The 25,458-nt window shown below is 27.6% G+C and carries 20 protein-coding genes; 14 read left to right on the top strand and 6 right to left on the bottom strand.

Features of this window, described 5'->3' with window-relative positions; genetic code table 11:
* Positions 1-570, top strand: coding sequence for a hypothetical protein (locus K5V21_RS02865; protein WP_221858960.1), 570 nt, complete (start codon positions 1-3; stop codon positions 568-570).
* Between the two features lie 326 nt (positions 571-896).
* Positions 897-1,364 (top strand): hypothetical protein, encoded by a 468-nt coding sequence (locus K5V21_RS02860; protein WP_221858959.1) that lies wholly within the window; start codon positions 897-899, stop codon positions 1,362-1,364.
* 39 nt (positions 1,365-1,403) lie between these two features.
* Here K5V21_RS02860 and K5V21_RS02855 read toward each other — a convergent pair whose 3' ends face one another.
* Positions 1,404-3,137, bottom strand: coding sequence for an FUSC family protein (locus tag K5V21_RS02855; RefSeq protein ID WP_221858957.1), 1,734 nt, complete (start codon positions 3,135-3,137; stop codon positions 1,404-1,406).
* 311 nt (positions 3,138-3,448) lie between these two features.
* On the opposite strand from K5V21_RS02855, the gene K5V21_RS02850 reads away from it, so the two are divergent.
* From K5V21_RS02850 to pepT, 7 genes are all read left to right on the top strand, one after another.
* Complete coding sequence (locus tag K5V21_RS02850) at positions 3,449-4,552, top strand: BMP family lipoprotein (protein WP_221858955.1); 1,104 nt, start codon at positions 3,449-3,451, stop codon at positions 4,550-4,552.
* A gap of 80 nt (positions 4,553-4,632) precedes the next feature.
* Positions 4,633-6,162 carry an ABC transporter ATP-binding protein gene (locus K5V21_RS02845; protein WP_221858953.1) on the top strand — a complete coding sequence of 510 codons (1,530 nt, stop codon included), beginning with the start codon at positions 4,633-4,635 and terminating at the stop codon, positions 6,160-6,162.
* Positions 6,152-7,243 carry an ABC transporter permease gene (locus K5V21_RS02840; RefSeq protein ID WP_221858951.1) on the top strand — a complete coding sequence of 364 codons (1,092 nt, stop codon included), beginning with the start codon at positions 6,152-6,154 and terminating at the stop codon, positions 7,241-7,243. Before K5V21_RS02845 ends, K5V21_RS02840 begins: the two co-directional genes overlap by 11 nt.
* Before the next feature lies 1 nt (position 7,244).
* The gene (locus tag K5V21_RS02835; RefSeq protein WP_221858948.1) at positions 7,245-8,195 is read left to right on the top strand and encodes an ABC transporter permease; all 951 of its coding nucleotides are present in this window, start codon (positions 7,245-7,247) and stop codon (positions 8,193-8,195) included.
* 1,048 nt (positions 8,196-9,243) lie between these two features.
* Complete coding sequence (locus K5V21_RS02830) at positions 9,244-11,193, top strand: elongation factor G (RefSeq protein WP_221858947.1); 1,950 nt, start codon at positions 9,244-9,246, stop codon at positions 11,191-11,193.
* A 38-nt stretch (positions 11,194-11,231) separates the two neighbouring features.
* Complete coding sequence (locus K5V21_RS02825) at positions 11,232-11,966, top strand: flavodoxin family protein (RefSeq protein WP_221858946.1); 735 nt, start codon at positions 11,232-11,234, stop codon at positions 11,964-11,966.
* 67 nt (positions 11,967-12,033) lie between these two features.
* On the top strand, positions 12,034-13,263 hold the full coding sequence (pepT, locus tag K5V21_RS02820; protein ID WP_221858945.1) for a peptidase T: 1,230 nt from the start codon (positions 12,034-12,036) through the stop codon (positions 13,261-13,263).
* 160 nt (positions 13,264-13,423) lie between these two features.
* Here pepT and K5V21_RS02815 read toward each other — a convergent pair whose 3' ends face one another.
* Together K5V21_RS02815 and K5V21_RS02810 are read right to left on the bottom strand one after the other, a co-directional pair.
* Complete coding sequence (locus K5V21_RS02815) at positions 13,424-13,633, bottom strand: hypothetical protein (RefSeq protein ID WP_221858944.1); 210 nt, start codon at positions 13,631-13,633, stop codon at positions 13,424-13,426.
* A gap of 197 nt (positions 13,634-13,830) precedes the next feature.
* Complete coding sequence (locus K5V21_RS02810) at positions 13,831-14,109, bottom strand: hypothetical protein (protein WP_221858943.1); 279 nt, start codon at positions 14,107-14,109, stop codon at positions 13,831-13,833.
* Between the two features lie 215 nt (positions 14,110-14,324).
* Between K5V21_RS02810 and K5V21_RS02805 the strand changes: the two genes are divergently transcribed.
* A complete protein-coding gene (locus K5V21_RS02805; RefSeq protein WP_221858942.1) occupies positions 14,325-16,313 on the top strand; it encodes a 5'-nucleotidase C-terminal domain-containing protein in 1,989 nt (662 codons plus the stop codon).
* Positions 16,314-16,439: 126 nt separating this feature from the next.
* The gene (locus K5V21_RS02800; protein WP_221858941.1) at positions 16,440-16,604 is read left to right on the top strand and encodes a hypothetical protein; all 165 of its coding nucleotides are present in this window, start codon (positions 16,440-16,442) and stop codon (positions 16,602-16,604) included.
* Between the two features lie 74 nt (positions 16,605-16,678).
* Here the strand turns inward: K5V21_RS02800 and K5V21_RS02795 are convergent, their stop codons facing one another.
* The 3 genes from K5V21_RS02795 to K5V21_RS02785 all read right to left on the bottom strand — a co-directional run bounded on the left by K5V21_RS02795 (position 16,679) and on the right by K5V21_RS02785 (position 20,908).
* Positions 16,679-17,881, bottom strand: coding sequence for a hypothetical protein (locus K5V21_RS02795; protein ID WP_221858940.1), 1,203 nt, complete (start codon positions 17,879-17,881; stop codon positions 16,679-16,681).
* A gap of 247 nt (positions 17,882-18,128) precedes the next feature.
* Complete coding sequence (locus tag K5V21_RS02790) at positions 18,129-18,944, bottom strand: DUF7852 domain-containing protein (RefSeq protein WP_221858939.1); 816 nt, start codon at positions 18,942-18,944, stop codon at positions 18,129-18,131.
* Positions 18,945-19,036: 92 nt separating this feature from the next.
* On the bottom strand, positions 19,037-20,908 hold the full coding sequence (locus K5V21_RS02785; RefSeq protein ID WP_221858938.1) for a hypothetical protein: 1,872 nt from the start codon (positions 20,906-20,908) through the stop codon (positions 19,037-19,039).
* A 219-nt stretch (positions 20,909-21,127) separates the two neighbouring features.
* Between K5V21_RS02785 and K5V21_RS02780 the strand changes: the two genes are divergently transcribed.
* From K5V21_RS02780 to K5V21_RS02770, 3 genes are all read left to right on the top strand, one after another.
* Positions 21,128-21,931 (top strand): RelA/SpoT domain-containing protein, encoded by an 804-nt coding sequence (locus tag K5V21_RS02780; RefSeq protein WP_221858937.1) that lies wholly within the window; start codon positions 21,128-21,130, stop codon positions 21,929-21,931.
* A 203-nt stretch (positions 21,932-22,134) separates the two neighbouring features.
* Complete coding sequence (locus tag K5V21_RS02775; protein WP_221858936.1) at positions 22,135-24,144, top strand: penicillin-binding transpeptidase domain-containing protein; 2,010 nt, start codon at positions 22,135-22,137, stop codon at positions 24,142-24,144.
* Positions 24,145-24,328: 184 nt separating this feature from the next.
* Positions 24,329-25,375, top strand: coding sequence for a galactose ABC transporter substrate-binding protein (locus tag K5V21_RS02770; protein ID WP_221858935.1), 1,047 nt, complete (start codon positions 24,329-24,331; stop codon positions 25,373-25,375).
* Positions 25,376-25,458: the final 83 nt, after the last annotated feature.

The raw sequence follows: 25,458 nt of genomic DNA, 5'->3' as shown, positions 1-25,458 counted from the left end.
ATGAATGGTATGAATCCATTACTAAACATGCTATTTGGAGGCATGGGAAATCCAATGGGTGGAATGGGAAATCCAATGGGAGGCATGGGAAATCCAATGGGAGGACTTATGAATATGCTACTTGGTGGAATGAATCCAATGGGAGGTATGGGAAATCCAATGGGCGGTATGGGAAATAACATGCCACCTCAAATGAATAATATGCAAGGATCAAATATGCAAGGACAAAATCCATTAATGAATATGATGATGAATATGATGGGAAATATGAACGGTATGGGTAATCAGAATACTATGAATAATATGAATAGAAATATGAATCAAAACAATGGAAATCATAGATCAAATCATAGAAATTCAAATAGTAGGAATTCAAATAATATGAATAATAATAACATGAATCCAAATAACATGAACCCAAATAATATGAATTTAAACAATATTAATCCTAATAATATAAATCAAGAAGACATGAAGAGGATTATGGAGATGTTTATGCAAAATATGAATAATTCATCAAATGATAATGGGTATAGTAATGAAAAATCTCATAGGAAGCATAGAAGATAGTAGGAAAAAGAACCATTTTAACTATAGATAGTTAAAATGGTTCTTTTCGTATAAAATAATAGAGAAATATGGATAAGTTTTTAGACATAGTCTTTAAAGTATACAGTACATTTAAATAGTTAATTATTTGTAGTAAAAATACCTTGTATTGTTACACACTTAATATATCATTAATCTCAAATGTGATTAAAATCACATTTTTGTATTCTTAAAAGAGTAAAATTAAGAATATAGAAGGTAGATAGACACTAAAGGTTGAGGCTAGAGGGTAGGATCTAGATTGAATCATTAGTATTTATCTTAATAATTATTAGGAGGAATACAAAATGGTAGTAGAAGAAGTTAGTGAATTAGAAATTGAAAAGATTTTATCAGGAGAAGATGATGAAAATATCAAAGAATTTAAAGACTTTTTAAGAAGCTTTGGGATAGAGGATACATTTCAAGATATAACAGCAAAACATCTTAAAAAGAGATTAGAAGTATTACTTGCAATAGCAGAAGAGGGAAAAGATCCTAAGCTTACAAGCAAGAAGAAAGAATTAAAGAGAGTTTTAGACAATCTAAAGGGAGTTAAAGATAAGAGAGCTGAAATGAAAGCTTTAAGAGAAATATATGCAGAGTTCCAAGATTGTGATTTAGAAACTAAGGAGCTTGATAAAAAGTTAAAACATTCATTAAAAGAAGTTAAAAAGTATGAACACTTCAAAAAACATGAAGAAAGAATTGCACAAAAATGGATTAGAGAATTAGATAAAAAAGGTAATAAGATAGAAACAGAAGATGTCATCTAATCTTTAGTTTTACATTATTATATACACCTGAAGGGAGCATCAATTTTGATGCCCCTTTTTCAAAATAAGTTCATTATATCCGATATTTATAAATGTTTTATTGGTTTCTTCAATTATTAAATTTACACGGTTATCTTTAAATTCTAAGTTTCTCATATATAATTTATCAGAAGAAAGAGTAGATAATATTATTAAATCTCGTATTCTTATTTGCTTATCATTAATACAAGCATCTATCAGAAAATAATTATATTTTAATAGCTTTGTAATTAGATGATATATTCCTGTTTTAAGTTTATAAGGAAATAAAAATTTATTCGTAATTATAACTATAATAACACCTAATAATATAAATATAATTCTATGTATGGCTATAACGTTAAGTGAAGTATTTAAGGAGGCTACAGATATGGATGCCATAGCTGTAAAAGTTGAAAGCTTATAATATTCTTTAAATCCATATGCTAAATAAAGAGAAATAATTAATATTATAATAGTTAAATACTTATTATCTGAAATAGTTAATACAATTATTAGAAGAAATATTCCTATAAAATTTCCCTTCAATCTTTCTTTTCCTTTACTTATTGTATCTTCATAATAGGGCTGCATTACAGACATTATTGTAATTGCAACCCAAATAAACTTGTATATAGAGTAAATATTACCTAGAAATATAGTTAAAGAAAGGGTTATAGAAATTCTAAGGGCAAAATTAAGCCTAATTGACCCAAAATAAAAATTATTTATAAAATAGTTTTTAATCCTATCAATATCAGATCTTTTCCAAGTAATATATTTCTTATTAATATCTTTTTTATTTAAGTTATATAGTTCTTTTATAGAGTTTTGAAGTTCTTTTAAAATAGATGTTAGATAATTACAGTATGATATATTAGAATATATAGATATAAATATATCTATATCTTTTACTATATTTTTAGAAGAGTCATCTGTTTCAATTCTTTTAAGTATAGAATCTATTAATATTTTAAGTTCTCCAAAAAATACCCTAAGTTCTAAAGAAATGTGATTATTATATTTATTATTTAAAGCGAATTCTTTTAAATAAATATTTATTTTTCCTAAGATAATATATATATCAAAATTTATTTTTCCTAAGTTCGTAGTTAAACTATTTCTATATCGTGTTGTATATATTTTATAACAAAGTCCTCTTAGTTCTTTTGATATATTTAAATAAATTTTCTCATTAAAGAATCCATTACTTAATGAGCTAAGTTGTTCACTAAATAGTGATAGTGGATGGCAGAGAGTATCTTTTATAAACTCTTTTTTACTAAGGAGAGAAGAAATGAGGATAAATATTACAACAATAAAAATACCAAGAAATATAACTAACAATCTATTTATATATGAAGATAAGATTGGAGTAGAAAATGATGTAAAAACATAGAGCATAATAAAAGGTTTATATATTTTAGGGTTATATCTAACCGTTAAAAAATAGGATATAAAAAATATGGTTATAAAGTTTATTATTATACCAATATAAGGATATAAAGAAGATATGAATGATAGTGTTACTAATAGGAAATCAATAAATAGTAATCTTATAATTTTGTATATTGGTTTTATATTTAAATTTTCAAAAGATAATGCAATAGCTGTCAATGTTATTGGGAATGCTAACATAACATTATCTTGGCCTAATAAAATTATTATTAACAAAACTGTTAAATTAGCAATTGTTCCATATTTAAGCATTGTCTTTGTATTTAAATTTATTTTAGCTAAGAAAGACCTCATCATAAAAATTTCTCACTCCCTACTGTTAATCTATATTATTTGTATTAATAAAAATATTATTAATTGTTTATAAAATAATATTTATGAAGGAGCCATCTGCAAGATTAAAAGGATAATAATGTAATAGGAAGAGTGAGAAATCATATAAACACATATTATTTTCTTAAAATTAAAATGAATATATGTTTATAAAAAATTTATCTATTTTTAATAAATGTAACAGAAAGTATTGAGATGCTATGATACCTGTTGTATAATTGTGTGGTAACTTGTAATTTTTTGAATACAAGAGGGCGATTTAGGAGGGGTTAATAATGAAAAGAAAATTTATTGCATTAGCACTAACATTAGTTATGGCAACAGGATTAGTAGCATGTGGAGGCGGTGAAGACAAGGGTGATTCATCAGCTAAAAAATCAGATTTAAAGGTAGGTATGGTAACAGACTCAGGGACAATTGATGATAAGTCATTTAACCAAGGAACCTGGGAAGGTATAGTTGAAGCTGAAAAGGAACTTGGAGTATCAAAGAAATACTTACAACCAGCAGGTGAAAAGCCAGCAGATTACTTAAAGTCAATAGGTGACCAATATGAAGCTGGAAATAAATTTATAGTTACACCAGGATATAAGTTTGAAACAGCTATATTTGAAGCTCAAGATAAATATGAAGATGCTAAATTTGTAATACTTGATGGAAATCCACATAATGGAGATTTTAAAGCAGTAGTTAAGCCAAATACTGTAGCAATATTCTTTGCTGAACATGAATCAGGATTCTTAGCAGGAGTTGCATCAGCAGTTCAAATGAAAGAAGCTAAGTTTGGATTTATAGGTGGAATGGAAATACCAGCAGTTCAAAAGTTTAACTGGGGATTCCAACAAGGTGTTAAATACGCTAACGAAAAATTAGGAACTAAGATTACTATAAATAAAGAAGATGTTATATATGAAGGAACATTCAACAATACAGCAGGTGGACAACAAATAGCAGCCAAGATGTATGATAGAGGCGTAAATGTAATCTTTACAGCAGCAGGAGGTACTGGAGCTGGAGCTATTACAGAAGCAAAAGCCAGAGCTCAAAAGGGTGAAGAAGCTTGGGTTGTAGGTGTTGACGTTGACCAATATGCAGAGGGATTATACAAAGATAAAGATGGTAAAGAGAAGTCAATTATCTTAACTTCAGCAACTAAGAACATAAAGAAATCTACTTTTGAAATGATTAAAGATGAAATAGATGGTAAATTCCAAGGCGGAAAAACTTTAATGTATGATGCTAAAAATGATGGTATAGGTCTTCCAGCAGAAAATCCTAATTTAAGTGATGAAGCAGTTAAAGCAGCAAATGACGCATTTGCGAAAATTAAATCAGGTGATATAAAAGTATCAATTGAACAAGGAAATTTAATTAAATAAATTAAACTTTAAGTATATAAAAGGTTTGGGGCGTGAAATCGCCCCTTTTTAGTATAAACAACATGTGGGGGAGGATATAAATGGAATATGCAGTAGAAATGCTTAATATTCGAAAAGAATTTCCAGGTATTGTTGCAAACGACAACGTAACTCTTCAATTAAGAAAAGGTGAAGTACATGCACTACTAGGAGAAAATGGTGCTGGTAAGTCAACACTTATGGGAATGCTTTTTGGGATGTACCAGCCTGATAGAGGAACTATTAAGATAAATGGAAAAGAAGTTAAGATTACAAATCCAAATAAAGCAAATGATTTAGGAATAGGCATGGTTCATCAACATTTTAAATTGGTTGAGAATTTTACAGTAACAGAAAATATAATTTTAGGTTGTGAGCCTAAGATAGGGTTAGTTGTAGATATAAAAACTGCAGCTAAGAAAATAGAAGAACTTTCAAAAAGTTATGGATTAAATGTTGATCCATATGCAAAAATAGAGGATATTTCTGTTGGTATGCAACAAAGAGTTGAGATATTAAAGATGCTTTATAAAAAAGCAGACATATTAATATTAGATGAACCAACAGCAGTTTTAACACCTCAAGAAATAGAAGAGTTAATTAAGATAATAAAAGGATTAACTAAAGAAGGAAAATCAATTATCCTAATAACTCATAAACTTAAAGAAATTAAAGAAGTGTCAGATAGATGTACAATAATAAGAAAAGGTAAATATATAGGTACAGTTGAAACTAAAGATACAACAGAAGCCCAAATGGCTAAAATGATGGTTGGAAGAGATGTTTCTTTTAAAGTAGAAAAGAAAAGGTCAAAGTTAAAAGATGAAGTATTAAGAGTAGAGAATATTTCAGTTAAAAATAATAAAAAAGTATTAGGTCTTAAAGATTTTTCATTATCTATAAGAGGAGGAGAAATCCTTGGAGTTGCTGGAGTGGAAGGAAATGGACAAACGGAGTTAGTAGAAGCGATTACAGGACTTAGAAAAGTAGAAAGTGGAAGTGTTATATATAAAGATGAAAATATAACAAACGAAAAGACTAGAAAAAGAATTGAAAAAGGAATAGCACATATACCAGAAGATAGACATAAGAGAGGTCTTATATTGGATTATACTTTAGAAGAAAATATGATAATAGAAGTTTATAATAAAAAACCTTTTTCAAAAAAAGGAATACTTAATAAATCTGCTATAAGAAAATATGCAGAAAAAATATTAAGAGAATTTGATGTAAGGTCTGGAGAAGGTGCAATATCAAAAGCGAGAACATTATCAGGAGGTAATCAACAAAAAGCTATTATTGGCCGTGAAGTAGAATTAAATCCTGATTTATTAATAGCAGTTCAACCAACTAGAGGTCTTGACGTTGGTTCAATTGAATATATTCATAAAAGATTAGTAGAACAAAGAGATAATGGAAAAGCAGTACTTCTGGTTTCATTAGAACTTGATGAAGTCTTAAATTTATCTGATAGAATTGCAGTTGTAAATGGTGGAGAACTTATTGGAATTGTAGATGCTAAAAAAACAGATGAAAATGAAATTGGATTAATGATGGCTGGAGTTAAAGGAGGTAAGAAAAATGAAAACTAATAGAGGAATAGTATCTATATTAGCAATCATTTTAGGTCTTTTAACAGGTGCATTACTTATGTTTGCGATAAACAGTAATCCTGTAGAAGGATTTGCATATTTATTCCAGGGTGGACTTAAAAGCGTGGAGAGAATTGGTAATACTATAGCAACAGCTACGCCTTTAATACTTACTGGGTTATCTGTAGCTTTTGCTTTTAGAACAGGGCTTTTTAATATTGGAGCAGCTGGACAAATGTTATTTGGTGGATTTTGTGCTACAGCTGTAGGATTAACAGTTGATGTACCAAGACCATTACTTTTAGCATTAATGGTAGCTGCTGGTATACTTGGAGGTGCAGCAGTTGCAATAATTCCAGGCATATTAAAAGCTAAGTTTAATGTTCATGAAGTTGTATCAACAATTATGATGAACTGGACAGTATTTTGGTTTGTTTATTATGCGGTACCAAAATATTTTCAAGGACAATATGCAACAGAATCAAGACCATTACCAGATGCAGCACTATTTAGATTAGAATGGATTTCAAAGTTGTTTAAAGGCTCATATATAAACTTAGGGATAATTTTAGCTGTATTAGCGATTATTGTAATTGGATTTATATTAAATAAAACAACTTTAGGATATGAACTTAAAGCGGTTGGATTTAATAGACATGGTGCAGAATATGCTGGAATACCAGTAAATAAGAACATAGTTCTTTCAATGATGATATCAGGTGGACTTGCAGGTCTTGCAGGTGCTATTGAATATGCTGGAAATACAAATATAATTCAAATAGGAGTACTTCCAACTCAAGGATTTGATGGAATAGCAGTTTCATTACTTGGTGCAAATTCTCCAATAGGAGTTTTATTTGCGGCACTTTTCTTTGGATTACTATACACAGGGAGTGGATTTATGAGTGCTATGACAGAAATTCCACCAGAGATAGCAAATACTATTATGGCAACAATAATTTATTTTGCAGCAACTAGTGTTATAATAGAAAGATTAATTAACAAAATGAAACTTAAGAAAAAGCAAAAAGAACTCATACTTCCAGTAGATGATAGAGTTAATGAAAGGAAGGTGAAGTAATATGCTAAATACATTACAAGACGTATTTCCATACGCAATTGCATTTACAATACCACTTTTAATTACAGCACTTGGAGCATTATATAGTGAAAGAAGTGGTGTAACTAATATAGGACTTGATGGTCTTATGATAGTTGGATCATTTATCGGAGCTTTTACAATAGTAACACTTCAAGATAAATTATCAGGTGATCTACCTATATGGATTGGACTTTTAGTTGCAACCATAGCTGGAGTATTATTTTCTTTACTACATGCCTTTGCAAGTATTCACTTAAATGCAGATCAGATAATAAGTGGTACTGCTATAAATATGATAGCAGGTGCTCTTACTGTATTCTTAGCTAGAAATATTACAGGTAGTGGAAATATAAGAATAAGGCAAGGATTAATACCGGAAGATATACCAGTATTAAGTGAAATACCACTAATAGGGCCTCTATTATTTACAAATACTTATACATCAACATGGCTTATAATAGGGATTCTTATAATAGCTACATTTGTACTTTATAAAACTCCATTTGGAATGAGACTTAGAGCGTGTGGAGAACATCCACAGGCAGCAGATGCAGCAGGAATAAATGTATATAAAATGAGATATATAGGGGTTATGGTATCTGGAGGATTCTCAGCACTTGGAGGTGCAATAATAATTGCAACTTATGCTGGTGAATTTAATGGAAATGTTGGAGGACTTGGGTTCTTAGCATTAGCAGCTTTAATATTCGGACAGTGGAAACCTCTTGGAATATTAGGTGCAACATTCTTCTTTGGATTTGCAAGTACTATAGCTAATGTTTCACAAGTTATACCAGAACTTGCTACATTCCCACCATTTATATTAAAGGCTTTCCCTTATGTAATGACATTAATTGCATTAATAATATTCTCAAAGAGTTCAAGAGCGCCTAAGGCTGTTGGTGAACCTTTTGATAAGGGAAAAAGATAATAAATTTATAAAAAGCGTCATAGAGAATTTCTCTATGACGCTTTTTCAATCATTATAAACACTAATTATTAATTAATATATTTTATACTAATTCTTTTATTATTGCTAATAGTTGAATCTTTCATGATATTAATAATAAATATTTTAGGCTTTTTATAAATAATATTATATCAGAGAATTCTTTTTACTGCAAAGGTCACAGTAAAAGGAATTCTCTGATATATAATTTTAAATATGTACTTTTTATAGCATTATATATTATAAATTTCATAATGTAATTAATATTAAATTCTATTTTAAAAACTCAAGTTTTACTATATGACCATTATCTTTTAAATAACAAACATATTCTCCATCCCAACTAAATTCGATGGTTCCATCACATTTTAAGGGTAAAAGATTATCCTTTAAACCTTCAAAAGGCTTAGAAAAAAATTAAATATTTAGGTTCCATAATATAACCTATAGGTTCATCTGTAAAAAGATATTGTTTTTCTATAATAAATTTATTTGTTCCCATGGGAGAGGATATAAACTCTTTTTTTTGAATCAGAGCTTAAAAATCCTATAAAAAGAGTTACCATTATTAATGCGCCAGAAATTATAGTAGAAAATATTCTAAGGTTTAAACTTTTAATATTTTTAAATCTTAAAATAGAATAAAGTAATATCATAAAATTAATTAATGTAGATGGGTATAAAGAAGAAAGCCTATATTCAGTAAAATATGCAATTAAGATAGGAATTAAATTAAATAAAAATAGTATTAGAAATAATAAATCAAGCTTTATGAAATTTCCATTTTTATTTTGAATAATTTTAAGTATAAAATAAATAAATGGTATACTTAAGATTATTATAAAAATTCCAATAGATGATATATAAATCATTGTTGTCCCCCTTTTTATTGCAAAACAGTAAGTAATATTTTAATGTTATGCAATAAAATTATATCAATTAGGCATATTTGTGTAAATAAAATAATGAATTCTATAAAATATAATATGTATAAATAGATTGTATATAAATAGATTTAAGGAGTAATAAAATGAAGAAAACAATAGGAATATTTGCTCATGTAGATGGAGGAAAAGCTACATTCTCTGAGCAATTACTTTATCATACAAATAGTATTAGAAATAGAGGAAGAGTAGATCATAAAGATTCATATTTAGATAGTCATAAGATTGAAAAGGAACGTGGTATAACAGTATTTTCAGATATCGCAAAATTAAATTATAAGGATTCAACATATTATTTAGTAGATACTCCAGGACATATAGACTTCTCACCAGAGATGGAAAGAGCTATAGGAGTATTAGATTATGCAATACTTATAATTAGTGCAGTAGAAGGTATACAAGGACATACGGAAACTATATGGAGTATGCTTAGAAAAAATAATGTTCCAACATTTATATTTATAAATAAAGTTGATAGAACTGGTGCAGATATTAATAAAGTTTTAAATGAAGCAAAAGTTAACCTAAGTAAAAACATATTTTATATAGATTTCAATATAAATGAAGGGATAGATGAAAAAGATAAAGAATTTATAGCTGAGAGAGATGATGAATTACTTAATCTTTATTTAGAAGGAGACGTTAGTAGTGATTTATGGAAGGATAAATTAAAGGAGCTAATAAAAGATAATAAGATTTTCCCATGCTTTAAAGGATCTGCTCTTTTAGATGAAGGGATTTTAGAATTTTTAGATGGATTTGATTTGCTTACTAGTACAGATTATAAAAGTGATGGCAACTTTAAAGGAAGAGTATTTAAAGTTAAATATGATGATAAAGGCAATAGAGTGACTTTTATAAAAGCATTAAGTGGAAGTCTTAAGGCTAAGGATGAGATAACTTTTAACTTAAATAATAAGGAAGTAAGTGAAAAGGTAAATGGAATAAGAATATATAATGGAAGTAAATTTAATGTAGTAGATGAAGTTTTATCTGGAGGCCTTTTTGGTGTAATTGGAGTAGAGAATCTTAAAGCAGGAATGGCGATTGGATTAGATGATGATTTTACTTATGAAATGGTTCCTACATTAAAAGCAAAGGTTATATATGATGAAAAACTTAATCATAATGATATATTAAAAATATTTAAGATTCTTGAAAGCGAAGATGATAGTTTAAATGTAGTTTGGGATGAAGATTTAAAAGAAATGCATGTAAGTATAATGGGTAAGATACAGCTTGAAGTCTTAAAAGAGGTTTTATTTGATAGATTTAATTTAAAAATAGATTTTGGAAGTCCAGAAATTTTATATAAAGAAACTATTATAGGAGATACTTTAGGGTGTGGCCATTTTGAACCATTAGGACATTATTCAGAGGTTCATCTTAAGATAGAAGAAGGGGAAAGAGGTAGTGGAATAACTTTTGAGAATAAGTGCCATACTGATGGTTTAACTGTAGGTAATCAAAACCTTATAAAAAGTCATATATTTGAAAGAGAGCATAGAGGAATACTTACAGGTAGTCCAATTACTGATCTTAAGATAACATTGCTTACGGGAAGAGCACATAATAAGCATACAAGTGGTGGTGATTTTAGAGAGTCAACTAAGAGAGCTTTAAGACAAGGATTAGAACTTGCAAAATGCATATTACTTGAGCCATATTATAAATTTAAGATTGATGTAAGCATGGATCTCATAGGAAGAGTTTTATCAGATATACAAAAAATGAAGGGTGAATTTGAGGAGCCTATAAGCTATGAAAATAAGGTTATTATTAAAGGGAGAGGACCAGTAAAAACATTTATGAATTATCCTTTAGAATTTGTAAGTTTTACAAAAGCTAAAGGAGCCCTTAGCTTATTATTTGATGGGTATGATGTTTGTCATAATGAAGAAGAAATAATAGAAGAAAAGAACTATGATAGAAATTCAGATATTGACTATACTAGTACTTCAATTTTTTGTTCAAAAGGACAATCGTATTTAGTAAAAGGTGAAGAGGCTAGGGAATATATGCATTGTTTAAAGTAATTGAAATTTAAAATAAAGGGGTAAGGAGATTTTAATATATGAGGTGTGTTATTATACATGGAAGTCCAAGAAGGGGAAATACTTGGAATGTATTAAATATGGCACTTGATGAGTTAAGGGATATTCCTAATATAGAATTTGATATTATTGAGCTTGGAAAAATTAAATTAGATACATGTATAGGTTGCTTTAATTGCATCATTAAAGGTGAAGATAGATGTCCACATAATAGTGATATGAAAATTTTAAGAGATAAGATTGAAGATGCAGAAGTTATAATAATGACATCACCAGTTTATTCTATGCAAGTATCTGGACTTTTAAAAAATTTTATAGATCATATGTCATTTAAATTCCATAGACCGGGATACTATAAAAAGAAAGGATTAGTTATAGCAACAACAGCTGGAGCAGGGCATAAAAGTGCAACAAAATATATGAAAGAAGTCTTAGAGTTTTGGGGAATAAATAAAGTTAATTCAATTGCAGTAGCCTATAGAAGTAAAGAGCTTACAGAGAAAAATATAGATTATATAAAAAATGAAGCAAGAAAGTTTAAAAGAGAATTAATTAAAGGTGATATACCAAAAAGTGGCTTTAAGCAAATAATAATGTATAATGCATGGAGAGCTATGTCTAGCAATGATAAATCCATGGAAGCTGATTATAATTATTATAAAATCAACGGGAAAGCCTATTATAGAGATGCAAATGTGAATAAAATTAAAATAATTATAGGAAATTTGGTATATAAAGTTATAAAAAGAGGATAAATATTACTTTATATATAGAGTTATTGTATAATATAGATATATTTTGATTTCGAAAGGGGCTTATATTATGAAAAAGGTTAACGAAAGATTTTTAGAGTATGTAAAAGTTGATACAAAATCAGATGAAACAACAAGAGTTACTCCAAGTACAAAAGGACAATTAGAACTTGGTAAAATTTTAGAAAAAGAGCTTAAAGAAATAGGGCTTGAAGATGTTCATGTTGATGAATTTGGATATGTTTATGGAACACTTAAAAGCAATTCAGACAAAAAAGATATTCCTACTATAGGATTTATATCTCACATGGATACAGCTCCAGATATGAGCGGTAAAAATGTTAATCCTCAAATTGTAGAAAATTATGATGGGGGAGTACTAGTTTTAAATGAAGAACTTAATATAAAATTAGATCCAAAAGAATTACCAGAACTTAAAAACTACATAGGAAAAACGCTTATAACAACAGATGGAACTACACTTTTAGGAGCAGATGATAAGGCTGGTATTTCAGAAATAATAACTGCAATGGAATATTTAATAAATCATCCAGAAATAAAGCATGGAGATATAAAGATTGGATTTACTCCTGATGAAGAAATCGGAGAAGGGGCAGATCATTTTAATGTTAAAGAATTTAATGCAGATTTTGCATATACAGTAGATGGTGGTCCACTCGGAGAATTAGAATTTGAAAACTTCAATGCTGCAGGAGCGAAGGTTATTATAGTAGGTAGAAATGTACATCCAGGTAGTGCAAAGGGCAAGATGATTAATTCAGCATTAATTGCTCATGAATTCTTAAACTTACTTCCATTAGATGAAGTACCAGAGAAAACAGAAAATTATGAAGGATTCTCATTCCTTTTAGGTATAGAAGGAAGTGTTGAGAAAACAGAGATGTCATTTATAATAAGAGATTTCTTTGAAAATGAATTTGAAAGAAGAAAAGAAGAGTTTAAAAAGGCAGCAGAAAAATTAAATGATATATACGGAAAAGATATTGTTAAAGTAGAAATAAAAGAACAATATAGAAATATGAAAGAAAAGATTGAACCAGTAATGCATATTATTGAGGTTGCAAAGAAAGCTATGGAAATGGCAGAGGTGGTTCCAGAAATAAAACCTATAAGAGGTGGAACTGATGGAGCAAGACTATCATTTATGGGACTTCCAACACCAAATATGTTCACAGGTGGAGAAAACTTCCATGGAAGATATGAATATATTGCAATAGAATCAATGGAAAAAGCTGTTGAAACTATTATAAATATAGTTAAGCTATATGGAGAACAATAAGCTATATAATAATTGTTAAATAAAAAAGTCTAAGATTAAAGCTTAGGCTTTTTTTATTTTCACTAAGTTTAGGAAGAAAAAATTTATAACCTAGTAAAATTATAAAACAACAAAAAGAAGTAGGATTTTTTATCCTACTTCTTTTTGTTTGTTAGAATATTTATTTTTGTGTACCTGCAATTAATAAGCAAAATAAACCACTTGCTATAGTTAAAAAACTAATGAAATGATGTGTATTTGTTATTGAGGCTAGATTAAAAAATAAAGCTAAAACACCACATAGTATACAAATAAATCCTAATGTTGCAACTATTAATTTTCCAGAAATAATTGTAGTTTTATCCTTGTCTAACAAATTAAATTTAGGCATATAAAACATCTCCTTTAAATAAATAGTCGTATAAGTTTAGTATATAAAATTTAAAACTTATTATACCTATATTATAATATATAAAGATATTTATGTAAATGTTTAACCTATCTATGTTAAAAAATTAAGTATTATAAATCAATAAAAAAGACAAGCTAATTATATTAGATTGTCTTCTAAATAGTATGTTTTTAAAATTATTTATTAAGATTTCTGTCTATCCAAGATAATGCTCTTTCATCTATAGAACCAGAATGATTTTTATTTATTTCTGAAACAAATAAAAGATCCTTTTCTTCAATTACTTCTTTCAAAGAATCATTTATCTCTTTTGCTGAGAATTCAGAATAAACAAGCCAACTTGAAGGCATAATTTGAGCCCATGAGCCTAGAGATTTAATTTTTCTAGTTAAATTGCTATCTTCATCATGATGATGGTGATGGTTTAAGTGGTAAGTTATCATATATACTGACATAATTATATTCTCCTTAAAGTAAATTAATTTAATATTATTATACAATCAATGCGATAAAATATCAAATGATAATTAAAATCATAAATATACTACTTAATTTTAGATAAAGATAGTTAAGAAATGTTGGTTTTATGTAAAATAATGAAAAAAAGCGTTGAAAGTAAATTGTTTCTAATATTATAATAAAATGGATAAAGGGTGAAGGGGAGAAAAAAATGCACAAAATTAAAAAAAGTAAAACTATAAGTATTATAATAGCTTTATCTATTATAATAGGCTTAATTAATCCAGGAATTATTATTCAGGCTAAAGAAAGGGAAATGGATAATAAAAGCGACATAACTATTTTTCACACAAATGATACTCATGGAAGAGTAAAGGGAGATAAGAATATAATAGGTATTGATAAAATCTCAGCTATAAAGAATTCTGTTGAAGGATCATTATTAGTAGATGCAGGGGATACACTTCATGGTTTACCATTTGCAACAATGAATAAAGGTGCTGACATAGTAGAATTAATGAAGATTGCTGGATATGATTTAATGGCTCCAGGAAATCATGATTTTAATTATGGTTATGAGAGACTTTTAGAGCTATCTAGAATAGCAAATAGTGGAGAAAATAAATTTGAAATTATTTCATCAAATGTATTAAAAAATAATAAACCAATCTTAAATCCAAATAGCATAAAAACAATAAATGGCGTAAAGGTAGGATTCTTTGGCTTAACAAGTGAAGAAACAGCATATAAAACAAACCCTAACAATGTAAAGGGAATAGAGTTTAAAAATACAATTGAGGCTGCAAAGGAACAAGTTAAAGAACTTGAAAAGTTAGGTGCAGATATAATAATTGCATTAGCACATGTTGGAACTGATGATTCAACGGAGATAACTACTGAGAAAATAGCAGAAAATGTTGAGGGTATTGATGTAATTGTTGATGGTCATAGTCATAGTAAATTTGAAAATGGATTTGAAGCTGACAATGATACTTTGATAGTAAGTACTGGAGAATATGAAGAAAATTTAGGAAAAGTAGCAATTAGTTTTGATAAGAACAGTAAAGAAATTACTAAGAAAGAAGCAAGTCTAATAAATTCCTCAGAAGTTTCAGATATAGTTCCAAATGCAAAGGTTACAGAAAAAATTAAAGAAATTGATAATGCTCAAAATGAAATATTATCACAGGTAATTGGTAAAACAGACGTAAAATTAGATGGAGAGCGTGAGAATGTAAGAACTAGAGAAACTAATCTAGGAAATTTATTAACTGATGCAATGATATCTAACACTGGTGCTGAAATTGCAATAACAAATGGTGGTGGAATTAGATCAAGTATAAATGTTGGTAATATAACTAAGGGTGATGTAATAGCTGTTCTTCCTTTTGGAAACTTTTTAGTTACTAAAAAACTTACAGGAGAGCAAATCAAGGATGTACTAGAGCATGGAGTGAAATCATATCCTGCTACAGCTGGACAATTCACTCATGTTTCAGGAATGAAATTTAAATTTGATCCAAATAAAGAAGAAGGCAATAGAGTTTACAGTATAACAATTAACGATAGACCAATTGATATGAATAAAAAATATGTGGTAGCAACAAATGATTTTATAGCAGCTGGAGGAGATGGGTATCCTCATTTTGGAAGTATACCTACAGAAAATGAATTTTCAGCTTTAGATGAAGTGCTTGCAGATCATATAAAGAAACTTGGTACTATAAATACTGGAGTAGAAGGTAGAATAACTACAGGAAATAGTGAAGATGAAAAGCCAGAAGTTCCAGAAAAACCAGAAAATCCAGATGAAAAACCAGAAGTTCCAGCTATAAAACCTGAAAAATTAAATGAGGTTCCAGTTATTAATGCAAAGGATATTACTATAAAGCTTAATGAAAGCTTTAATCCACTTGATGGGGTAACTGCAACTGATAAAGAGGATGGAAGTTTAACTAGTAAGATAAAGGTTAAAGAAAACACAGCTAACAATAAAAAAGTTGGAGAATATAAAGTTGTATATTCTGTAACTGACAGCAAGGGTGCAAATTCAACTAAAGAAATTAAAGTAACAGTTACTGCTGACAAGGATATTCCTAGCACAGGAAGAGAAGATACTGCTTTATTCTTAATTATTGGAATTATGACTATAAGCTTAGGTGGTATTTTACTTATTAAAAGAAATAAAAAGGTTAATTAAATAAATTTATATAAATAAGCTCACAATTAGTGAGCTTATTTTACTTTATAAAATTAATGGTTAGTAGTAAGATAAAGTTAAAGAATAAATGATAAAATTATTAAAATTAATGGAGATGAATAATGCATGGAAAAATGTTTGTATTGCAAAAAGGGGATCAAAGGAGAAGGTTATAAAAATAAAATAGGAACTTTCTGCTCAGAAGATCATTATGATAAATATTATAAATCACTTTCAAAAGAAGAAATAATAAAAATAATGAATAGTATGTGTGTATGCAGTGATGATTAGATTTAAATTATCATTAATTAAGCCTTATTGAGGTAAATTATCTCAATAAGGCTTAATTATTTTATGTTAAATAATTAGTAATTAAATAATTCATTTTTGAATATTTCTAAAGAATATTTAACATCTAAAGTTAAGTCACATTTTTTATATAATGATATTGAATCATCCAATTTTTTTTCTTTAGAAAAATCTTTTTCTACATTAAATGATACCTCGGTTAAAGAAATATCTAAATTATTAAAAGAATTTTTTAAAAAAGGAGTAGTATATTCTAAATCTATAGGACCAGATATACTAAAAGGTATAGTTATTATACAATTACTATTATCACATTTAAGCGGAAGTATATGGTTTAATGGAATAGAATAATCTACGGTTACTTCTAGATAACCATCAAAAAATAAAACTCCCTTATTTTTATCATAAATATCTAATAAGCTTAAATTACTTAAATTAGATGTAACAATTAAATTACTTCTAATATCAGAAATGGAATCTATATAAGCAAAGAAATCAATAGTTACTTTAAATAAATCTGAGATATAACATTTAATTATTGATGTTGGCAATGTGAATTTACAAATACTATCTTCAGATATATTAAAATTATTATTATCTAGGTTAATAGTTTCATTGATTTTAGGATTTCTTATCCAAGTAGCTTTATTGATATGGCTTATATCAGTGTATACTTTCTTTATATAAAGTGAATTAAATTTTGCACTTCCTTTACTTATATTAAATTTTGGCTTTTTAGATGGAGTTAAAATTATATTATTATCTTTATTATAATAATTAAATTTTATGTTTTCTGTGTCTTTTAGGTTAGTGCTAATATTAGAAGAATTGTTACTAATGGTACTATTTAAATGAATTGACGCTTTAAAAGTAGAATTATCATCTGGGATAATATCAGTAGAAGCAATATAATCTCTTATGTAATTTCTCTCTAGGGGTAATGGTTTATATAGTATTTTACATGAGTCTACAAGAGCATCTATATTAATTTTATCATAGTGATCATAAGTGGATTTATTATAATTGGTATATATTAAATTGTTTTTAAGTTCTTTAGGTTGTTTAATAGGTTTATCATTTAAATCATTATTAGTATTATAAAAATTAAGGTTCTTCTGTGATTTAGTCTTTGGGTTATTAAATTTATTTTGAAGTATATTATTATAAATTAAAATTAGTGCTACAAATGGAAGTGTATTAATTCTATTTTTATCTTTGTAAGCAATAATATAAAATATTAATAAATAAATTGGATTCATATGCAATCCTTTATATAATTGGTCTTCTATATAAAATATTAATAAAAATATAGAATTATTATAAAAATTAAGATATAAATAGGAAAGCACTAATATAAATGTGTTTAAATAATTAATATTATTAAGTACAAGACTAAAAAGTGCAACACTAAAATGTTATACATTATTAGAGTGTTGCACTAAATTTAAAAGTATACTTATAGCTTATATTATATTAAAATATTAATCTATAAAGTTTAGTGAAGTTTTATTTATCGTGATGAACTTCTATTTTTTTAGTTTGAAGTTGGAAAATAGATATATTTAATTTTAATGTTAATTTTTCAACTACTGTGTCAAATAGATCAGGGTCAGTTGTATTACAAGCTGTTTTACTTATAACAGCTTCAGAAATTTGATACTTGTCTAATTCACAAGTAAAAGGTTCTTGTAGTTCAACAGATTGATAATGAATTCTTTCACAATCTGATTCGCTCATGCTACCTTTATCGCAAGGTTTCATACAATCTTTTAGTATAGCAGTTTCTTTATTCTTAATATTCTCAGCAAGATCTGCATCTTCTAATTTTATAGGAACAGAGAAGTTGAATTTAACTTTTGCTGTTAAATCGTTATAATCATTTCTCATAGCAAGACAATCTTCACAAGGATCAGCTGGATCTTGGTCAGCAGATGGAGTTGCATATTCTACATTTTTTAGAATAAATCCTTCAACAAAAAGATGTGCATTACATTCATCATGATCATAATAATCATGTTTATAATAATCACGTTCTTTTTTCTCTGGTACTACGAAACATTGAGTTAATACAACTCTTCTAGAGATACGTTTTATGCTAAAAAATGATTCAGGGATAAATATTGAATCAGTTATAGGTTGAGTTATTTTAGCTTCTGCTACTTTTCTAAGAACTTTTGCTTTTACATAATAATCACATTTTTTATCTTCTTCTTTATGATAATCTTTTTTGCACTTTTCATCAGTATTTGCTGGGAAATTAGTAACATCTACATCTATATTATCTGAACATACAGGGAAATTTTTTTCACATTTGGAACTCATTTTATCACCTCATAATAATCTTTTGTCTTATACTAAACGTATAATATATATTATTAAAAACAATACAAGAAGTGACAAAATATTCTAAAAGATTAATAATGAAATACTTCATTCTTAAAAACTTCTATATAATAATTTACTATAATAGTCAGTTCACAGCCTTTATATACAGATATACAATCTTCTAACAAAAGATCTTCGCAAAGGTCAGTTTTTATATTAAAAGACGATTTAACTAGTGATAAATCTAAATCGCTAAAAGCATTTTCTTCACTAGGCACAGTATATTGAAGTTCAATAGGAACTGAAATATTAAGTGGACTTCTAAGAAGAAAATTACTGTGTTTACATATGAGTGGAACTTTAAGTTCTAAAGGTATAGAGTAATCTATATCAGTTTCTAAATAACCATCTAAAAATAATGTACCTCTATCTCTTTTAGTAACATCTAGTAGCAGTAAATTAGATGTTATTACTAATTTATTTTTTATATCATTTATTGAGGCTATGTAATTACAGAATTTTATATCCCCTTTAAATGAATCAGAGATATCACATTTAATTAGTAATGTAGGCAATTTAAATGTACGATTAATATCTTCAGCTATATTAAAATTATCATAGGTTGTCTTATTAGATAAATAGCAGTTATTAATATGAGTTGAATTATCAATATGTTTAATAGTATTGGTAATTTTATTAAGATTACTTTTGTTAGAAGTCTTAAATTGGCAATTAGATACAAAGTCATCAGTGTTATGGTTAATATTATTATCTTCAATATTTTCTGTATTAGAATGGCTAGTATTTAATGAATCGGATGATTTATCATTACAATCAATTAAATAACTTGTATTAATATCTTCAGATGCAGTAATTAATTTATTAGGTGATTTTAAAGTTGACTCTTTATCTAGGTAGTCTTTGGTATCAATAATATCTGAACTATCAATACAATCTGAATTTGAATGATCAATACTATGGCTAATATCCTTATGATTATTTATATTCTCTTCAATACTATCATTAGCATCATTGATAGTATTCAATAAATCACAGGATTTAAATGATTTATCATTACAATTAATTAAATCACTTGTATTAATATCTTCAGATGCAGTATTTGATTTGTTAGGTGATTTTAAAGTCGACTTTTTACTATTAGATTCTTTATCTAGGCAATCATTAGTATCAATAATATCTGAATTAAGAATACAATCTGAATTTAAATGATCAGCACTAGGGTTAATATCATTATGATTATCATCCGTAGTATTATTTATATTTTCATATACAATATCATTATTACTATCTAATAAATCGAAGAATTTAAATAATTCATCACTATAATAAGCTAAATTATCTATGTTTATATCTGTGTATGGAGTAGTTGAGTTTAAAGGGGACTTTTCATTACTGTTTTTTATATTTTTATAGGATGTGGTATCAGTAATATTAGTAGCACAAATATTGTCTGAATTTGAATTGTTGATGTTATGTTTAATGTCTGTAGTATTATTTATAGTTTCATCTATAATATCATTACTAGTATTTGATGAATCGTATGCCTTAAATAATGTATTATTATAGTCAATTAAATCATTTTTATTAATATCTTTAGGCGTAGTGGTTAATTTATTAGTTGATTTAAAAGTTGGCTTTTTATGATTAAGTTTTCTATTTATATAAGCTTTAGTATTAATATTACTAGAATCATAGCAATTATTATAAGTTGTATTAGAATTATAATTGTTAATAGTATTATCTTTATTTTTATTATAGGTTTTATAATTTTTATCTACAGTAGATGTATGATTTTTGACTTTATATGATCTAAAATTTGTACTATTACAATTATTATTATATAAAGATAATAGTAATAACAATAATATTGGATTACATTTAACTGAATTTATATGTTTATAATAACGGGGATATATTAAAAAAAGATATATTAAACTCATTTTATTAAACCTCTTAAATAATTAATCTTATATATAAAATATTGCTATTAATTTTAAATTATTATTATAAATAGATAATTAAGAGAAAGAATTTAAATAAAGTATATTTGTATCAATAAAAAATTTAGAAATTGGTATTTATATGATTTGAGTATGAAGATTTTAATAAGTTTAGTGTTATAATAAAATAAAAAACTTTGGTTTAATAGGAGCATTAAGATGAAGAGTAAGTTTAATATTGAAGAATTTTTAATTAAATATCCATATTGTACAGAGTTTATTAATGATAATAATATTAAGGCTAAAGATTTAGAAGAAATATATAATGATTATATAAAATATAAAGATTCCTATGAGAATCAAGCAAACTTTATAGCAAATATACTACGTTCAAATGATAACGTACATTCTGTTAAGTCAAGAGTTAAGGCACCTGATAGATTAATAGAAAAAGTAATAAGAAAAACTGCTGATAGAAAAGAAAAATACGGAAAAGATTTTAAGTTTACAGCGAATAATTATAAAAATGAAATAAATGATCTAATAGGAATAAGAGTTATACATATTTTTAAAGATCAATGGGAGTCAATTCATGATTTTATTATTAAAACTTGGAAGGTAATAGAGATAACAGCAAATGTTAGAGATGGAGACAATACAAAAATATTTGACGATTTAAATATAGAAGTTAGATCTAGACAATCAGGTTATAGGTCAGTACATTACTTAGTAGAATTTTATCCTACAAGTCAAAAAGTAATTGCAGAGATACAAGTTAGAACAATTTTTGAAGAGGGATATGGAGAAATTGACCATAGACTTAGATATTCTCATAATGAAATTCCAGAAATACTAAAGTCAAATTTACTTTTATTCAATAGAATTGTAGGGAGTGCTGATGAGATGGCATCATTAATAAATACGCTTAGTAAAGAATGGGATGTTAAGGAAAAGGAATATAAGAATTTAATTAAAGATAAGGATGATGAAATAGAAAGATTAAAGAGAGAAATTAAAAGTTAAGTTTTAGCAAATTTATTTACAAAAATATAATAATTAGAGAAGTATACCATATATTAGCTTATTATATGGTATTTTTTATGTCGAAAAAGGTTTATTTGAAAAGATATTATGTAAAAATTTTCATGATATGGATTTAAAAACTTGAGGGGGTTAAAATTAATATGGTATAATTCAGATGATTATGGAAGATGGAGGGATAAATAATGAAGATTTCTAAAAAGATAATCTTAGCATTAATTATGCTACTAGGACTATCTATGTTTATGGTTAGTTGCGGAACTGATAAAGAGAAAGATGCATTTAATACATATAAACAAAAATGGATAGAAAAAGATTATAAAGGAATGTACGAAATGCTTACTACAGAGTCTAAAAGTAAGATTACAGAGGAAGAATTTGTTAACAGGTTCAGTAATATATACGGGGCTATGGGGGCTAGCAACATGGCAATTGAACCAGGTGAAGCAGAAAAGGTTGATGGTGGAGTATCTATACCATTTACATTAACTATGGACACTGTAGCTGGAAAAGTAGAATTAAAGGATTTTAAAGCAATAGTAGCAAAAGATGATAAAGACTATAAAATTAAATGGAATGATAATTTAATATTACCTCAAATGGTTGAAGGTGATAAAGTAAAAGTTGAAACTTTTGCTGCCACTAGAGGTAAGATATTAGATAGAGATGGAAAAGCCTTAGCAGAAGATGGAAAAGTTGATGTGGTAGGTATACATCCAGCGGTATTTGTTAAAGAAAATCAGGATAAAAAAATAAGTGAAATGGCAAAAGTTCTTGATATAAGTGAAGATACTATAAAGAAAAAGCTTGAGGCTAATAAGAACCCAGGAAACTTTGTTGAAATCGTAAAGATACTTCCAACAGACGATAGAGTTAAAAAGTTAGAAAATCGTGATACAGAAGGTATAATGATTCAAAATACAACTTCTAGAATATACAATGGTGGAGAAGCCTTTGGTAGACTTGTAGGATATATAGGACCAATAACAGCAGAAGAATTAGAGAAAATGAAGGACAAGGGTTATACTTCAAGTAGTATAATTGGTAAAAGTGGATTAGAACAAGTATATGAAGATACATTAAGAAAGAAAAATGGTGGAGAAATATATATAGAAAGAGGAAATGAAAAAATATCAGTAGCAAAGAAAGATGCTGAAAATGGAAAAGATATAAAACTTTCTATAGATTCAAAACTTCAAAGTAAGGTATATGATGAAATGAATGGAGAAAAGGGAGCATCAACAGCGGTGAATCCAAAAACAGGAGAAGTACTTGCTATGGTTAGTGCACCTTCATATGATTCAAATATGTATACAACATATATGACAAAGACTCAAAAGAAAGAACTTGAAGATACAAAGTATGCAGCACAAGAAAATAGATTCAATAAAGCATACTCACCAGGTTCAACATTTAAGTTAATAACAGCAACTACTGGCTTAGAGGATGGAGTAATTAAGCCAGATCAAGCAAAGGATATAAAAGGAACTACTTGGCAAAAAGATAGCTCATGGGGAGATTATAAAGTAACAAGGGTAGATGATCCAGGAAAGCCTGTTAATTTAGTTGATGCTGTTAAGTATTCAGATAATATTTATTTTGCACAAGCTGCATTAGATATTGGAGCAAATAAATTTATAGAAGGTGCTAAGAAATTTGGTATAGGGGAAAAGATGGAATTTGGATATCCAATGGCAGATTCTCAAATATCAAATGATGGAAAGATTAAAGATGATATAGCTTTAGCGGACAGTGGTTATGGACAAGGTCAAGTAATGGTTACACCATTAAATATGGCGTTAGCATATAGTGCTATTGGAAATGGTGGAGATATAATGCAACCAAGATTAGTTACAAGTATAAATGGAGATGCAAAGGTTTGGAAGAAAGGTGCTATAGATTCAAAATATATGCCAGACATAATAAAAGCTTTTGAAGCTCCAATTAATGATGCTGGAGGAACTGCAACAGATGCAAAGATACCTGGAATAAGCCTTGCAGGTAAAACTGGAACAGCAGAAATAAAAGAAAAACAAAATGATACAAAGGGCAAAGAAAATGGATGGTTTGTAGCAGTTGATACAAAGAATTCAAAGATTGCAATATCAATGATTCTTGAGGATGTAAAGGATCAAGGAGGATCTCATGCAGTTACTCCAAGAGTTAGGAAAGTTTTAGAATCTTACCTAAAATAATTTATAAGATTAGAAAAGACATTACCTAGAAAGGTGATGTCTTTTTATGCTTTTAAATAATAATTTATATAAAATATCATAGAAATTCGATAGAAATGTTAAGAAATTTGTATGGAATAAGATGGTAAATTTATCTATAATGAAAACGTAAACAAAATCAAAAATATGTATGGAGGGGTTAAAAATGATAAAACTAAAAAAAGTACTTGCCATAGCTATGGCAACTATGATGCTTGGAGGAGCACTTGCAGGTTGTAGTGGCAGTGATGATAAAAAAGAGGGGGGAGCAGACTCAGGAAAAGCGGTAAAAGTAGGGGTATGCTTATACAAATTTGATGATACTTATATTTCAACTGTTCGTCAGAGCTTAGAAAAGATTCAAAAGGATAATGAAGGAAAAGTTGAATTTACTTTCTATGATGGAAAAGGTGACCAAGCTACTCAAAATGATAGTATTGATACATTGTTACAAAAAGATAATGATCTTTTAATGGTAAATTTAGTTGATACAGGAGCTGCTCAAACTGTTGTAGATAAAATAAAAGCTGCAGATGTTCCAGTAGTTTTATTTAATAGAGAACCAGCTACAACAGATGCTATAAAATCATTTGATAAGTCTATATTTGTAGGAACAAATGCTAAAGAGGCTGGAGTATTACAAGGAAAAATACTTGCAGATCAATGGAAAGCAAATAAGGATTTAGACAAAAATGGTGATGGAGTAATGCAATATGTAATGCTTAAAGGAGAACCAGATAATCCAGAAGCTATTGCAAGAACTAAATTCTCAGTTTCAACAATTGAAGAAGCTGGTATAAAGACAAAGGAATTAGCAAATCAAGTATGTAACTGGGATCAAGCATTAGCTCAAAATGCTACTGAAGCTTGGCTTTCAAGATATAATGATGAGGTTGAAGTTGTAATTGCAAATAATGATGGTATGGCTCAAGGTGCTATAGCAGCATTACAAGCCAAAGGATATAACAATGGTGATGCTAAAAAGACTATACCAGTAGTTGGTGTTGATGCTACAGCAGCAGCACAAGATCTTATATCTAAAGGATTCATGACAGGTTCTGTACTTCAAGATGCAGAAGCAATGGCAACGGCTCTTTATAAATGTGGTATGAATTTAGCCGAAGGTAAAAGTGCTATAGAAGGAACTGATTATAAATTTGATGATACAGGAGTTTCAGTTCGTATACCATACCAACCATATACTAATAAATAAATTAAATAATTAAAAATAAAAAGTTGCACTATATTATGTATGTAATATAGTGCAACTTAAAATAAGCAGAAAAGTGGTGAGAG

It is taken from the genome of Clostridium sardiniense, assembly GCF_019753795.1.
Classification (GTDB): domain Bacteria; phylum Bacillota; class Clostridia; order Clostridiales; family Clostridiaceae; genus Clostridium; species Clostridium sardiniense.
Note: the sequence above shows the minus strand (reverse complement) of the source record. Positions and strands in the feature narration are given on the sequence as shown.